This is a genomic window from Pseudomonas sp. 9Ag (genome assembly GCF_902506445.1).
Taxonomy (GTDB): domain Bacteria; phylum Pseudomonadota; class Gammaproteobacteria; order Pseudomonadales; family Pseudomonadaceae; genus Stutzerimonas; species Stutzerimonas stutzeri_AB.
This window is the reverse complement of record NZ_LR733836.1, coordinates 797070-811540: the sequence shown is the minus strand read 5'-3', so window position 1 is coordinate 811540 and position 14471 is coordinate 797070. Positions and strand designations below refer to the sequence as shown.

The window sequence follows — 14471 nt, the reverse complement described above, 5'->3', positions numbered from 1 at the left end:
ATGACTACCCCCATTGTGATTGCAGACGACCTCTGGGAAGGCGACGCCGAAGCGGTGATCACCTCCTGGCTGGTCAGCGATGGTGCCGAAGTGGCCGCCGGTGACCTGGTCGCCGAGGTCATGTCGGAAAAGGCCCAGTTCGAGATCGAGGCACCGGCCGCCGGCGTACTGAAAATCATCGAAGAAGAAGACGCGGTGATCGCCAAGGGCGCGGTCATCGGCCAGGTGCAATAGCCATGACTCAACTGGAGAATCTGCCCGAGCGCGCACCTGAACGGGTGCCGCTCAAGGGCATGCGTAAGATGATTGCGGCGAAGATGCACGAAAGCCTGCAGACCACCGCGCAACTGACCCACCACAGCGAGTGTCGGCTAGATGCGCTCAAAGCCCGTCGCGCCGAGCTGAAGGCCGCGGGCAGCGCGGTGTCCGTGCAGGACCTGTTGCTGCTCAAGGTAATCGAGACGCTGCAGGCCCATCCCGGGCTCAATGCCACGCTGGAGGACGACGTGATCCACCAGCACGTGGCGGTGCATCTGGGCCTCGCCATCCCGCTGCCGGGCGACCTGCTGGTCGCCCCGGCGCTGTTCGACGCCGAACAGCTGGACGGCGAAAGCCTGTGCCTGGCGCGCAAGGCGCTGGTAGACAAGGCCCTGGCCGGCAAGCTGTCGGTCAAGGAGCTGACCGGCGCCACCTTTACCGTCTCCAACCTGGGGCTGTCACGGGTGCACCACTTCACGCCGATCCTCAATCCACCGCAAGTGGCGATCCTGGGTGTCGGCGGCATTCAGCGGCGGTTGGAACTCGGGCCCAGCGGCGAACTGGTGGAAGTCGAGTGGATGGGCCTGTCCCTGACCTTCGATCACCGCGCCGTCAATGGCTCGCCCGCCGCAGCGTTTCTCGATGATCTGTGCCGGCGTATCGAGGAGTATGCGGCATGAACGGCATCGCCCGGTTCAGCGTGGGTGCCGGCCTGAATGCCGAGCGGGCCTTGCTGCAGCGCGTCTGTGACGGCCTGTTCGACTGCCAGCTGCTGCTCTGGCGGCCGACCGGTCAGGCGCTGGTGATGCCCGGCAGTTTCGAGCGCCGGCCCGGTTTCGCCCTGGCCAGCCAGCGCTGCGCGGCGCAGGGCTGGCCGATCCTGCTGCGCGACACGGGCGGCGAGCCGGTGCCGCAATCCTCTGCCGTGCTCAACATTGCCCTGGCCTGTGCGCTGCCTAGCGGCGACGAGCCCGGCAACCGCATCGACATCGCCTACCAGCGGCTGCTCGAGCCCCTGGCGCTGTGGCTGGCGGAGAACGGCCTCAAGGCCGGTGTGGGCGCGGTGCCGGGTGCATTCTGCGACGGCCGCTTCAACCTCACGCTGGAGGGCCGCAAGCTGGCCGGCACCGCCCAACGCTGGCGGCGCAGCCGCGATGGACGCCCGGTGGTGCTGGCGCACGCCGCGCTGCTGATCGAGGACTGGCGCGAACCCATGGCTGACGTGGTGAACCGCTTCTACCACGCCTGCGCCAGCGACCTGCGCTGCCAGGCCGAAAGCCATCTGGCGCTCGCCGAGCGACTGGCCGATGCCTGGGCCACCGCCACATCCCTGCCCGAGTGCTACCAGCGCGTACTCGCCTGGCAGGGCCTGGAACTCGGCGCCCGCGCCAGCACTTATCCGCCCGAAGGCCTCGCCGCCGGACGGCACTCCCCCTTGCTTTGAATAAAAACAACACGGCAGGCCATCCGGGCCGGCCATGCATCGGAGGAACACCATGAGCCACCCCACCCCTTACCCGCTCCAACGCAGCAACACCCTGCTAGGACGATGTACTGCGACTCTCTGCGGAGCGTTACCGCAGCGACGCTACCGTCATTAGCGCTGGCAACCCAAACGCAACCAAACCGGATTTCTAGTTATAGAAGTTTAAATAACTAATCCAAAAGCAGTGATATACGCACATCCATGTTGCTAGCCATTACAGCGCGCAGCAGTGGAAGCCGCTTCGCCAATAAAACAAATATCAGAAGAGCTTTAGCAGCGGACGCTCGTTTAAGGAATGCCTGAAACGAGAAACAACCCCATACAAGGAAATAACAAAAATGATATTCAAACTGTCGAGTTTAAGGGTACAGATAATCATGGCGGCCTCGCTTCTTGCGGTCACGCCACTGCACGCATCAGACAGAGTCATTACCGACAAGGAACTGTCTGACGAATCGAACACCACTGATTGGCTGGCTTACGGGCGAACACACTCAGAACAGCGATTCAGCCCCCTCAAAGACATCAACGTAAACAACGTCAGCGGGCTCAAGCCTGAATGGTACGCGCCGCTGCCGGATCGCTCCGATATTGTAGGAACACCTTTGGTCGTCGATGGGGTCATGTACTACGTTGGCGAAATGAACAGAACACGTGCGTTCGATGCACGCACGGGCAAGATGCTTTGGGAATACGATCCGCAAGTTTCCAAAGAGATCATCGACAACAACATGAAGAAAGTCTTCTGGAAGCATAACCGCGGCCTTTCAACCTACGGTGACAAACTATTCATAGCCACTTGGGACGGCCGTCTGATTGCGATCAACAGAAAAGACGGCAAGGAAGTCTGGCAGACCCGAACCTTCGATCACGACCAGCCGTTGAATATCACAGGCCATCCCAAGGCCTTCGACGGCAAAGTATTTGTAGGCAATGGTGGAACAGAACTTGGCCCGATGCGTGGTTATGTGACCGCCTATGATGCCGAAACGGGCAAACAGGTCTGGCGTTTTCATATCGTGCCTGGCAACCCTGCCGATGGATTCGAGGATGCTGCTCAGGAGATGGCTGCCAAGACCTGGACTGGCCGGTGGTGGGAAAACGGCGGGGGCGGAAATGCCTGGCATGGCTGGACTTACGACGAGAAATACAACCAGCTCATCTTCGGTACAGGTAACGGTGGGCCATGGAATATCAAGGTGCGTAGTCCAGAGGGTGGCGATAACTTGTTCCTGTGCTCTCTCGTGGCTGTAGATGCGGATACAGGCGAATACAAATGGCATGTTCAGACTGCACCCGGTGACACCTGGGACTACAACTCAAACATGGACATCGTGCTGGCCGATCTGAAGATCGATGGCAAGGATGTTGATGCTCTATTGCATGCGCCGAAGAACGGCTTTTTCTATACGATTGACCGCTCGAACGGTAAGGTCCTGTCCGCTGAAAAGTTCGTAGACGCTAACTGGTCTACCAAGTATGACTTGAAAGAACAGCGCCATATTGTTGCGGAAGACGCCAGGTATCCCGATGGCGAGAAGAATATCTATCCGTCGGCATTCGGCGCTCACTCGTGGCATGCAATGTCCTATAACCCCGAGTTGAATCTTGCCTTTATCCCCACCAACCATCTGGGCAACACCTTCAAGGACGACGGCAAGAACACGAAGCCTGGCCACAAGATGGCGAACCACAAACTTTACCTGGGGCTGACCGGTTGGGAACTGACCAAGGACCCACACGAGTCACGCGGTTCCCTACAGGCCTGGGACCCGGTTAACAACAAGCGTGTGTGGCAAGTAAATCAGAAGAGCCCATGGGGTGGCGGAACCTTGACCACAGCCGGCAACCTGGTTTTCCAGGGCCAGCCTGATGGAATGCTCAAAGCCTACGATGCCCGCACTGGTGATGAACTTTGGTCCTATGACGTAGGCCTCGGTATCTCTGCGCCACCGATTACTTACAAGCTGGATGGCAAGCAGATGGTTTCCCTGCTCGTGGGTCCTGGTGGTGCACTGGCCTCCAACTTCGGCGGCTCCGGTGAACTGGGATTTGAAAGCCACGGCTGGAAATATGGTGTGCATGAACGCCGCATCATGACCTTTTCGCTAGATGGAAAAGCGGTTGTTCCTGAACAGCCTGCACCGCAACTTGCCAAGCCAATTATTGACGAGAAGTTCGAGGTCGACGCCAAAAAGGCCGAGGCAGGCGCGGGTGTCTTTGCGGAAAACCTCTGTGTTGGCTGTCACGGCGCCGGAGCTGTAGCGGGTATGAAAGCACCCGATCTGCGGGAGTCGCCGATATTGCTCAAAGGCAGTGAGAAAGCGTTCGAGAGTGTTGTGCGCGGTGGGGCGTTACTTGCCAACGGCATGCCCAAATTCCCGGACCTGACGGATGCAGAGCTGGAGAGCATTCGCCATTTCGTTCGTCGGCAAGCGCGCGATGGTGTGAAGTCTGGCGGAGGACATTAAGCCGGCCACGTCCAATCGCCAACTAAGCACTTGAACCAATAACGCCTACATAGCCAGGCGTTACCACTGAGCAGAAACGCACGCGAATACCGTGAATGCCCACACGCATTGCGGCTAACGGTATTCGCTGCACCCGCACAGTTACATCCGAAGGATCAGAACAATGACAACAAGCCTGCGCTTCGGCAGCGGCGTTCTCGCCGCCTGCCTGTTCACTTCTGCCCACGCGGCCGAGTATTCACCCGATCAGTTCCTCTTCGGCGACTGGAACGGCAGTCGCACCCGTCTGCATGAGGCCGGCGTCGACCTGCAGATCACCTACGTCAACGAACTGGCCTGGAACACCCAGGGCGGCGATGACCACACCGGCACCTACTCCGATCAGCTGATGTTCGATGCCGCGCTGGACCTGGAGAAACTGCTCGGCTGGTCCGGCGCTGGTTTCCGCTTCAGCGTAGTCAACCGCAACGGCGAGAACCTCAACGCCGAGGCCGATCTCGGCGTCCTGCTGCAACCCCAGGAAATCCACGGCTACGGCAGCGTCACCCGGCTGGTGCAGTTCTATTACCAGCAGGCGCTGCTGGACGACCGCCTGCTGATAAAGCTCGGCCGCCTGCCCATGAGCGGCGAGATATTCCCCTTCGCCTGCCCGTTTCAGAACCTCGGCTTCTGCGGCACGGTGCCCGGTTATGTCACGCCGAACTGGTTCACCTGGCCGATCAGCCAGTGGGGCGCCACCGCGCGTTACCAGCTGGACCAAGAGTGGTCGCTGCAGACGGCGCTTTATCAGGTCAACCCGCGTTTCACCGAGCGCGAGCAGGGCCTGAATTTCGGCAGCCCGTCGGGCACCACCGGCTACCACGCGGTTGCCGAGCTGGGCTGGACACCGACCTTCGCCGGCCAACCCGGCGCCTACCGTCTGGGCCTCTGGCGCAATACCGGCGATTTCGAGGACATCTACCGTGACGCTGCCGGCCGGCCGATGGCGCTTTCCGGCGCGCCAGCCGCCGAACACGACAAGGCCACCGGCGGCTATCTGATGGCCGAACAGCAGCTCTGGCAGAGCAGCGCGGTGGCCGAGCGACGCTTGAAGCTGTTCGCCAACTTCATCCAGTCCGACCCGGACGTGACCTATATCGAGCGCATCTGGCAGGTTGGCGGCATCCTCTCTGCCCCCTTCGCCTCGCGCCCGAATGACGAGCTCGGCCTGGGCCTCGGCCGCCTGGAAATCAACGACGACGCCCGCAAGCACCTGCGCGAACAGGGCGAGCCGGTGCCGAACGTGGAATACCCCACGGAACTCTACTACCGCGTCGCCCTGACGCCCGCGCTCTCGCTGACGCCGAACGTCCAATACTTCCACCAGCCCGGCGGCTTCGAAGAGGCGCAGGACGTGGTAGTCATGGGTCTGAAGACGGTGGTCAGCTTCTGAACCCATAGCGCGAACGGCGACCCGCGCTATCGGGTCGCCTGTGCAGTCAGCGCTGCTGCAGGGTCAGGGCTTGGGCAGATAGCCCGGCAACGCTTCCAATCGCTTCATCCAGTCCGCCACGTGGCTATACGGCGTGAGATCCACATCGCCCTCCGGTGCCAGCACCACATAGGGGTAAACCGCACAATCGGCGATGGTGGGCCGGTCGAGCGCCAGCCAGTCGTTGTGCTGCAGATGGTCGTCCAGTTGTTGGAGCACTTCCGGTGCCTTCGCCAGCGCCGCGGCCTTGTCCAGTGGATAACCGAACTTCTGCACCAGCCGCGCTGCATTCAGGCTCTGCTGGATCTCGTTGGCGGTGAAGGACAGCCATTGCACGATCTCCGCCTGCCCGCGGGGATTGTCCGGCCACCACGCCAGGCCGCCATAAGCGCCCGCGAGATAAACCAGAATGGCCTGCGAGTCGCGAACGACATGCCCGGCGTCATCCAGAATGGGTAATTGCCTCAGCGGGTTCAGTTCGGAAAGTGGCGGCCTCTTGTGTTCGCCATTGAGAAAATCGACGGCTATCAGCCCCAAATCGATGTTTGCCAGCGCTGCGAACAGCCGCACCTTGTAGCAATTGCCGGACGGACCCAGGTCGTACAGTTTCATTGCGCACCTCCTTCGATGAGCTGATTGAATTCAAGAACGTTGCCGTCGGGGTCGCGAATGAACAGCGCGATCCGTCGTGGACCGATTGGATGCGGCCCCTCGGTAATGACGATGCCTTGCTGGTCCAGCCAGCCTTGAAGAGCCTCCAGGTCATCGACGATAAAGGCCGGATGAGTCATACCGGGCCGCTTGACCGGCGCATCCAACAGCACGTTGTGCGAGTCATGAGCACGCGCGCCATTGAATATCAGGTTGATGCGCACGCCATCCGGGCTGAGCATTTCATTCGCCTCGAACAGCGGAAAGCTCGCGCTCTCGACGAAGCCCAGCGCCTGGTAGAAGGCCATCGCGCGCGGCCTGTCGCTGACACGAATGCCGATGTGGTCATAGGCGACAATGCGAGCGGGACTGGCTGACTGATTCATGTGCGAAACTCCAAAGACCTCACTCCCTGCAGTCTCAACCGGAAAGCGGTTTTCACCTATGCCGCCACCCTGACAACATCTATGCAGCAACCGCACTAATCGAAGGTAGCAATGGACAAGCTTAAGGCGATGGCCAATTTCGTGAGGATTGTCGACAACGGCAGTTTGAGCTCGGCGGCTGGGGCGACCGGGCAGTCGGTGGCATCAGTGGTGCGCTCGCTGGCTGGGCTGGAGCGCCAGCTCGGCGTGCGCCTGCTGAACCGCAGCACTCGACGCATGGCGCTTACTGACGAAGGCACGGAATATCTCGCCTGGAGCCGTCGCATGCTGGCGGACTTCGCCGACATGGAGCAGCGCCTGGAGGCCAGCGACGGTGCCGTTCGCGGCCTGCTGCGCATCACCGCGCCGATGGAGTTCGGTCAGCGTTATGTCGCACCGCTGGTGAACGAATTTCTCAAGGAACACGCAGAGATTCGAGTCGAGCTGAACCTGAGCGACCAGATCGTCCCGCTGCTCGACGAGCGCCTCGACCTCGCGCTGCGCATCGGCCACCTGCCCGACTCAGCCATGGTCGCCCGGCAAATCGGCAGCACCCGTCTGGTCACCTGTGCCAGCCCTGACTACCTGAGCATCGCCCCGGCCATCGACACACCGGCCGCCCTCGAGGACCACGCCTGCATCGCCTTCGCCGGCCAGGGACGTCACTGGTACTACCGCCACGGTGAAAAGGAACAGGCCGAAGAAATCACCCCACGTCTGACCTGCAACCAGATCCGCGCTGCCAGCCTGGCTTGTATACAGGGCGTGGGCATCACACGGCTGATGCACTATCAGGTCGCCGATGAACTGGCTGACGGTCGCCTGGTGAGACTTCTTCGGGATTACGAGCCAGAGGACCTGCCGATCCAACTGGTCTACCCCCACGCCTTGCAGCTGTCGCCTAGGGTGCGGGCATTCGTTGAATGGGCGTGTCCGCGGTTGGAGCGCGTGATGCCGGGGCCGGATGAGAGATAAAGGCTGCGTTCAGCCGGTTAGCTGCAGTGGACTCCTCTCGCAGCGAGCCCTGCTATTCATGCGTACTCACTAAGCGCCAGACAAACTTGATTGCGCCCTTGCGCTTTCGCTCGATACAGGGCCTCGTCGGCAGCTTTGGCGTAGGTTAGCGGGCTGTCGCCCGTCGTGGGAATCCAGGCAGCGACGCCGATGCTGACCGAAAAGCGAATAGAACTGGCAGGCAGTTCAAGCTCCAGCTCAGCCACAGCGACCCGAATCTTTTCGGCAATGGCCTCCGCACTAGGTGCACTCATGCCGTAGAAAATTACCGCAAACTCCTCTCCGCCAAGACGAGCCGCAAACTCGTTATCGCGTCGACTGAACGTCGCAAGCGTAGCGCCCAGCACAGCGAGACATTCGTCCCCCACACCATGACCGTACTGGTCATTGATACGCTTGAAGTGGTCGATGTCGAGCAGCAGGAAGGCGAGACACTGGCCTTCCGCACGGCCCCGCTCGATCGAGGCGCTCACCCGTTCCTCGAAGCCGCGCCGATTGCTGACGCCAGTGAGCGGATCGGTGCTGCTTAACCGACGAAGCTCCTGATTAGCTTGCTCCAACTGGTGCGTTCTCGAAGCGACTCGGTCTTCGAGCAGTGCATTGGCTTGCTCCTGCGCGATCAACAGCGCTTTCTGGGCGCGCAAACGGGAGGCTTTTTCTCGGTTGATACGATCGGCCAACGCGATGGATAGAAGCAGGAATTCCAGTACGAAGCCCATCAGTTGAGCGGAACGCACGTAGCTGCTCATGGGAATCAAGCCTGCCATTGCCAACGTGAGGCACAGCGTGGTCGCAACCAGCCCTGACCACGCGACGAGGAAGAAACCTGCAGAGGCATTACCCCGCAACCAGACGAGGAAAGCGATTGATAAGGCCAGTACACAGGTAATGAAGCCGCCGTGCTCGATATAGAGGTAGCCCATGGCCCAGGGGTTAACGACAGATACCAGCGCGGCGACACTCCAGTAAGCAATCACCAGATTGCTCAGACGCAGAACCCAGCCGCCTTCACCCTTGAGGTTCAGAAACTGCCGTTCGAAAAGACCTGCTGCTAGGAATGCCAAGCTGACGGAGAGGAAGTTCGAGCGTTGGGCGAACCATTGCCAGTCTGACCAAAGGAAGTACGGACCGTAGCCATACTCGCTTGCGACATAGAACGCGGCCGACGCCAGATACCAGCAGTAGGAGATATACGACCGGTCTCTGGTGAATATAAAAAGCGAGGCGTTGTACAGCATCATGACCAGCATGGCGCCAAAGAAAGCGCCCATACGCAGGTTCTCGTTACGCTCTTCCAGATTGAACGCGGCCAGGTCGATGAGCCGAATGGGAAGAACCATGGGCTGCGTTGCCTGCAAACGCAGGTAAACCTCAGCTGCACCGGGCGGCAGCGTGAGAGGCAAAACCAGTACTGGACTCTTGAGAGCCCGTTCTGACGGGGTGACAGTACTGCCGGTGCTAACCACCTCCGACCAGCCACCGCTGGCCCGGTCCAGCACTCGCGCTTCGACTCTTTCAAAGCTCCAGTCGATCAGGAGCAAACGCCGCACCGCGTCCTGGCTGGGATTGACGAGGTGAAAACGCACCCATGCCCCCGCTGGCTGGTAGCCGATGTTGAGGGTCGGTTTTTCGTTTGATTGCCATGCACCCGCATAGGCGGCGCCGGCTACTGCGCTAAAGGTTTCGGAATCAAGCGCAATCAAATACTCGAGGTTGATATCCCGGTTGTCGAGAGACTGCGCGGTTGAAAGGTCGGTTATGGGTAACGCATAGGAATTGGCGCTACCCCACCCCAAGACTGACAGGGCAAACACGCATACAAGGCAAACCAGAAGTCGCTGCATGTTGGCTGACGCGCTCGGAAAAGGGAGGATGCGAGTGGTGGCTCATGCGATACGACCTCTCGGTCTGATATCGACCGATCTCCGCGCAGCTTGATAGCTGCGAACGCAACCACAGCACATCGCCCCAAGATTCAGGCCATTAGTTGAACGTCAGCTTCGCCCCCGCATAAATCGTCCGCCCTGGAGCAGGCTCGTAGTAGCGGCCGAAGTTATCGTTGATACGCAGGTTGTCGTAGTAGTCGCGGTCCAGAAGGTTGTCGATGCCGATGTAGGGCTCCCATCGCTGATCGCCCCACACCATCCGCCAACCCAGGCGGGCGTTGGTTACCGCGTAGCCGGCCACGCGGTCGCGGTTGGCGTTGTCCGCGTACTGATGGTCGTAGGCATTGACGTTGACTCGTGCATACCAGTCGTCACGGTCATAGCTGACTTCGGCGAACAGGCTCTGCCTCGGAATCCCCGGGATGCGGTTGCCGTCGTAGCCCTGGAATTGGTCGAAACGGTAACGGTTGTAACTCCAGGCACCGGTCAATCGCCAGTAGTGTCCCAGCAACCAATCCCCGCTGAGTTCGACACCGTCGCGGCTTGAACGCCCCGCGTTGGTGTAGAAGGTGCGTCCGTCGACTTCCGGCACCAACTCATCTTCGATACGCATGCTGTAGAGCACCGCTTCGTAGCGCAACCCCGGGTGCTCACCTTTGAAGCCTATCTCGCGGTTGACCGCCTGCGCCGCGCCAAGCGATGGGTTGAAGCCGCCCCCGGTTGGGTTGGCCATTTCGTTGATGGTCGGCGTCTCGAAGGATGTCGCATAACGCACGTACGCCACATGATGGGCGTCCAGTTGCCGGCTCAGCCCCAGGCTGTAGTTCCAGTCATTCAGGTTGCGTTCACCCGAGGCATCGCCGTCGCTCAGATAGCGGTCCTTGGCCTCGAGCCGCACGCTGTCATAGCGCACGCCGGCGGTGAGCAGCCAAGCGTCGCCCAGGCTCAGCTGATCTTCGATAAACACACCCCGGCTGTCCGCCGTTTCGCGCTGGCGCTGCGTCAGGGCGCCGGTGATGCCGCCGGGCAGGTTGTCGTTGCGCGAGCGCTCGTCCCGCTGGCTTTCCAGGTCTATCCCGACGGTCAATTGATGCGGCAGGCCCGCCAGTTCACGGTGAAAGGTGCGTTGGGCGCCCACCCCGGCGAACCAGCGGTCATAGGCTGTCTGGCCGTTGTTCCGCAACGGGAGACGGTTGCTGAACTCGCGCTGGCCGTAATAACTGCGCAACTGGTAGGTATCGCCGCCTGCAGTCTGTCCATCCCAGACCAGCGAGAGGCGCTGCTGCTCGACAGTTTCGTCAGCATCGAACTGAAGGCTCTGCGGCCGCGCCTGGGAACGGTCCGCCCGGACCTGGTCCAGGTTCAGCCCACCGGGATCTTCGGCTCGGTTGTCGATCGCATGCAGGGTGAGGCCGAGCGTGCCGCCCTCCCCTTGCCAGCGCAGCTTGCCGGTGAGGTGGTTGGTTTCGGCGGTCCCGTGCGTGCGATAGCCGTCGAGCTGTGTGGCGTTGACCGCTAGCAAGGCGCCCAGCGATCCGGCGCTGCCACTGGTTTCCGCGCGCATGCGGCGATAGCCGAGCTCGCCGCCGGTCACCTCGACCTGCGTGAACGGCGTATCCCCTGGCTGTCGCGTCTGGATCGCCAGTACGCCACCGGCAGCATTGCCGTAAATGGTCGACGAGGGTCCGCGGATCACCTCGATGCGCTCCACCAACGAGGTATCCAGCCCATCCATTTCGGTCTGCCCGTCAGGCATGGTCAGCGGCACACCGTCGACCAGCACCCGCACGCCACGAACGCCAAAACTGGAGCGGGAACCAAAGCCGCGAATGGACAAGCGCATGCCCTGGGCCAGGTTGTAGCGGCTCTGCGAAAGCGCGCCCGGCACAGGCCCGAGCAGGCTGTCGACGGTGAGCAGCTGCTCGCCCGGACGATCCTGCGCCGACACGGCGGATACCGCCATCGGCAAGGTAAACCAGTCGGACTCGGCTCGGGGCGAGCTCACCAATAGGGGATCGAGAGTGAGCGGCTCGCCCGTCTGCGCGAGCAATGGTCCGGTAGGCAACAAGAGCGATCCGGCAAGTAAGAGTCGATACATGGTTGAACCTTGTTGTTATGGGGTGACGTGGCTGTCGCCAACCGCTGTTGCCAGGCAAACCACTGAATTGCCCTGGCCAAGAGGACGCGATTGGGCAGCCTCGGGAACAGGCGCACCGGAACGCGCGTTCAAAGTACAGAAACCACCCGATGCGGAAAACCCTGCAGAGGCCTGTGCGTCTTTAACGCAACGCACATGCCAAGCAAGCCTGAAGACGTCACTCGTTGCCGTTTACGCCTCCGCAACGGCTTGCCAGCCGGCAGTCCTGCTGCCTCGGCAGGCCATTCTCAATCGCCGCCTCTGCATCCAGTCTGCGGATAACAGGCTGGGAGGCGCGCGCCTTTGTCGCAGCCGCGCGACAGTTGTCGCAGCCGCGCAACGGTTTGGTTGCGACAAGCCGCGTAAGCCGCGGCGACCGCGACCCGCGCCAGCCAGCGCCATAGCTGGCTTTGCTGCCAAATCGAAACGGCTGGCACAGCGGTTGCTCTCCCTGAAAGACCTGCCCCACGGGGCGGCCAGACCAATAACAAGAGAGAGCCTGCGATGAAGCACCTAGATCCCTACCTGGGCCGACGGCCCACCACACTGCTTGGCGCCAGCCTTGCCGCCCTGCTGTCCCTGCCGCTGCACGCCGCCGAAGTCGACGGTAAACGCATCGCCAATGCCGACGCGGAGCCCGGCAACTGGATGAGCCACGGCCGTGACTATGGCGAGCAGCGCTTCAGCCCGCTGAAGAAGATCACCGACGCCAACGTCGACGATCTCGGGCTGGCCTGGAGCTACAAGCTCGACATCGACCGCGGCGTGGAAGCCACGCCCATCGTGGTCGACGGCGTGATGTACACCACCGGGCCGTTCTCCATCGTCTACGCACTGGATGCACGCACCGGCAAGGAAATCTGGAAGTACGACCCCAAGTCCGACCGCGCCCGCGCGGGTGAGGCCTGCTGCGATGCGATCAACCGCGGCGTGGCCGTGTGGAAAGGCAAAGTCTACGTCGGCGTGCTCGACGGTCGCCTCGAAGCCATCGACGCCAAGACCGGAGAGCGCGTCTGGTCGGTCGACACCCGCTTCGACAAGGACCGCAGCTACTCCATCACCGGCGCGCCACGCGTCGTCAACGGCAAGGTAGTGATCGGCAACGGCGGCGCCGAATTCGGCGTGCGCGGCTACGTCACCGCCTATGACGCCGAGACCGGTGATCAGGCCTGGCGCTTCTTTACCGTACCGGGTGACCCGGACAAGCCCGCCGAAGGCAAGGGCATGGAGATCGCCAAGAAGACCTGGCACGGCCGCGCCTTTGTCGAACAAGGCGGCGGTGGTACGGCCTGGGACTCCTTCGCCTATGACCCGGAGCTGAACCTGCTCTATATCGGTGTCGGCAACGGCTCGCTGTGGGACCCGATCTGGCGCAGTGAGGGTAAGGGCGACAACCTGTTCCTGTCCTCCATCGTTGCGGTCAACGCCGACACCGGCGAGTACGTCTGGCACTACCAGACCACGCCGGGCGATGCCTGGGACTACACCGCCACCCAGCACATGATCCTGGCTGACCTCGAGATCAAGGGAAAACAGCGCAAAGTGCTGATGCAGGCGCCAAAGAACGGCTTCTTCTACGTCATCGATCGCGCCACCGGCGAGCTGCTGTCGGCCGAAAACATCGTGCCGATCAATTGGGCCAAGGGCGTCGATCTGAAGACTGGCCGGCCCATCGTCGACGACGAAGCCGCCGCTTACTGGAAAGGTGAGAAGAAGGCGAAGCTGGTCCAGCCGGGCTTCTGGGGCGCGCATGACTGGCACCCCATGTCCTATAACCCGAACACCGGGCTGGTCTACATCCCGGCGCACATCATGTCGGCGTGGTACGAGCACGTGCCGGATGCGCCGGCGCGCAACAAATTCAAGAGCATGTACCAGCTGGGTCTGAAGACCGGAATGATGCCCGAGGACCCGGAAGGCCTGGGCAAGTACGCCGACACCTGGTCCGGCAAGCTGATCGCCTGGGACCCGGTCAAGCAAGAGCAGGCCTGGGAAGTGCCCTACGTCACCATCTTCAACGGCGGCACCCTGAGCACCGCCGGCAATCTGGTGTTCGAAGGCAGCGCCGACGGTCGCGTCATCGCCTATGCCGCCGACACTGGAGAGAAGCTCTGGGAGCAGCCGGCCGCCAGCGGGGTAATGGCCGCGCCCATCACCTACAGCGTGGACGGCGAGCAGTACGTGACCTTCATGGCGGGCTGGGGCGGCGCCTTCTCCACCTTTGCCGGCGCCCTCTCGCTGCGCGCCGGGGTGCAGCCCTATGCCCAGGTGCTGACCTACAAGCTCGGCGGTACGGCCGAACTGCAGGAACCGGCACCGCGTGAAGATGCGCCCAAGCCACCGACGCTAACCGCCGATGCCGCCACCGTCGAGGCCGGCGCCAAGCTTTATGACGGCTACTGCTCGCAATGCCACGGCATCCACGCAGTCAGCGGCGGCGTGTTGCCGGACCTGCGCATGCTCACTCCGGAAAAACATGAGCAGTTCCTCGGCATCCTCCACGGCGCACGCATCCCCGATGGCATGCCCTCCTTCGCCGAGGCGTTTGATCGCGAGCAGATGGAGCAGATCCATCAATACCTGATCAAGCGCGCCCACGACCGAATCGAGCACGGCCCGAACGACCTGCCCCAGCCGACTCAGAAAACGGCCAGCAACTGACCCTCAGGAGA

The 14471-nt window shown here is 61.7% G+C and carries 11 protein-coding genes; 7 read left to right on the top strand and 4 right to left on the bottom strand.

The genetic code is table 11. From position 1 onward, the window contains the following. The 5 genes from ALTERO38_RS03700 to ALTERO38_RS03680 all read left to right on the top strand — a co-directional run bounded on the left by ALTERO38_RS03700 (position 1) and on the right by ALTERO38_RS03680 (position 5647). A complete protein-coding gene (locus tag ALTERO38_RS03700) occupies positions 1-234 on the top strand; it encodes a lipoyl domain-containing protein (RefSeq protein ID WP_159967317.1) in 234 nt (77 codons plus the stop codon). 2 nt (positions 235-236) lie between these two features. Further along, positions 237-938: a 2-oxo acid dehydrogenase subunit E2 gene (locus ALTERO38_RS03695; RefSeq protein ID WP_159967316.1), complete on the top strand. Its 702-nt coding sequence runs from the start codon at positions 237-239 to the stop codon at positions 936-938. Further along, positions 935-1702, top strand: coding sequence for a lipoate--protein ligase (locus ALTERO38_RS03690; RefSeq protein ID WP_102838032.1), 768 nt, complete (start codon positions 935-937; stop codon positions 1700-1702). Before ALTERO38_RS03695 ends, ALTERO38_RS03690 begins: the two co-directional genes overlap by 4 nt. A 380-nt stretch (positions 1703-2082) precedes the next feature. After that, positions 2083-4215: a PQQ-dependent dehydrogenase, methanol/ethanol family gene (locus ALTERO38_RS03685; RefSeq protein WP_148924453.1), complete on the top strand. Its 2133-nt coding sequence runs from the start codon at positions 2083-2085 to the stop codon at positions 4213-4215. A 163-nt stretch (positions 4216-4378) separates the two neighbouring features. Beyond that, positions 4379-5647 (top strand): carbohydrate porin, encoded by a 1269-nt coding sequence (locus ALTERO38_RS03680; RefSeq protein WP_148924452.1) that lies wholly within the window; start codon positions 4379-4381, stop codon positions 5645-5647. 63 nt (positions 5648-5710) lie between these two features. Here ALTERO38_RS03680 and ALTERO38_RS03675 read toward each other — a convergent pair whose 3' ends face one another. Both ALTERO38_RS03675 and ALTERO38_RS03670 read right to left on the bottom strand, forming a co-directional pair. Continuing rightward, positions 5711-6298 carry a glutathione S-transferase family protein gene (locus tag ALTERO38_RS03675; protein ID WP_148924451.1) on the bottom strand — a complete coding sequence of 196 codons (588 nt, stop codon included), beginning with the start codon at positions 6296-6298 and terminating at the stop codon, positions 5711-5713. Next, entirely contained in the window at positions 6295-6723 is a 429-nt protein-coding gene (locus ALTERO38_RS03670) for a VOC family protein (RefSeq protein ID WP_159967315.1), read from the bottom strand. The genes ALTERO38_RS03675 and ALTERO38_RS03670 overlap by 4 nt, the downstream gene beginning before the upstream one ends. 111 nt (positions 6724-6834) lie before the next feature. Here ALTERO38_RS03670 and ALTERO38_RS03665 point away from each other — a divergent pair, with 111 nt between their 5' ends. Further along, entirely contained in the window at positions 6835-7737 is a 903-nt protein-coding gene (locus ALTERO38_RS03665) for a LysR family transcriptional regulator (RefSeq protein ID WP_159967314.1), read from the top strand. Positions 7738-7793: 56 nt separating this feature from the next. Here ALTERO38_RS03665 and ALTERO38_RS03660 read toward each other — a convergent pair whose 3' ends face one another. Together ALTERO38_RS03660 and ALTERO38_RS03655 are read right to left on the bottom strand one after the other, a co-directional pair. After that, on the bottom strand, positions 7794-9620 hold the full coding sequence (locus tag ALTERO38_RS03660) for a diguanylate cyclase (protein ID WP_159967313.1): 1827 nt from the start codon (positions 9618-9620) through the stop codon (positions 7794-7796). Between the two features lie 139 nt (positions 9621-9759). Continuing rightward, positions 9760-11760 (bottom strand): TonB-dependent receptor, encoded by a 2001-nt coding sequence (locus ALTERO38_RS03655; RefSeq protein ID WP_159967312.1) that lies wholly within the window; start codon positions 11758-11760, stop codon positions 9760-9762. Between the two features lie 543 nt (positions 11761-12303). Here ALTERO38_RS03655 and ALTERO38_RS03650 point away from each other — a divergent pair. Continuing rightward, the gene (locus tag ALTERO38_RS03650) at positions 12304-14460 is read left to right on the top strand and encodes a PQQ-dependent dehydrogenase, methanol/ethanol family (RefSeq protein WP_102838040.1); all 2157 of its coding nucleotides are present in this window, start codon (positions 12304-12306) and stop codon (positions 14458-14460) included. Positions 14461-14471: the final 11 nt, after the last annotated feature.

Bases quoted from the DNA above. Each gene is read 5' to 3' on its own strand.
- ALTERO38_RS03700 (WP_159967317.1), top strand. From the start codon at position 1: ATGACTACCCCCATTGTGATTGCAGACGACCTCTGGGAAGGCGACGCC.
- ALTERO38_RS03695 (WP_159967316.1), top strand. From the start codon at position 237: ATGACTCAACTGGAGAATCTGCCCGAGCGCGCACCTGAACGGGTGCCG.
- ALTERO38_RS03690 (WP_102838032.1), top strand. From the start codon at position 935: ATGAACGGCATCGCCCGGTTCAGCGTGGGTGCCGGCCTGAATGCCGAG.
- ALTERO38_RS03685 (WP_148924453.1), top strand. From the start codon at position 2,083: ATGATATTCAAACTGTCGAGTTTAAGGGTACAGATAATCATGGCGGCC.
- ALTERO38_RS03680 (WP_148924452.1), top strand. From the start codon at position 4,379: ATGACAACAAGCCTGCGCTTCGGCAGCGGCGTTCTCGCCGCCTGCCTG.
- ALTERO38_RS03675 (WP_148924451.1), bottom strand. From the start codon at position 6,298: ATGAAACTGTACGACCTGGGTCCGTCCGGCAATTGCTACAAGGTGCGG.
- ALTERO38_RS03670 (WP_159967315.1), bottom strand. From the start codon at position 6,723: ATGAATCAGTCAGCCAGTCCCGCTCGCATTGTCGCCTATGACCACATC.
- ALTERO38_RS03665 (WP_159967314.1), top strand. From the start codon at position 6,835: ATGGACAAGCTTAAGGCGATGGCCAATTTCGTGAGGATTGTCGACAAC.
- ALTERO38_RS03660 (WP_159967313.1), bottom strand. From the start codon at position 9,620: ATGCAGCGACTTCTGGTTTGCCTTGTATGCGTGTTTGCCCTGTCAGTC.
- ALTERO38_RS03655 (WP_159967312.1), bottom strand. From the start codon at position 11,760: ATGTATCGACTCTTACTTGCCGGATCGCTCTTGTTGCCTACCGGACCA.
- ALTERO38_RS03650 (WP_102838040.1), top strand. From the start codon at position 12,304: ATGAAGCACCTAGATCCCTACCTGGGCCGACGGCCCACCACACTGCTT.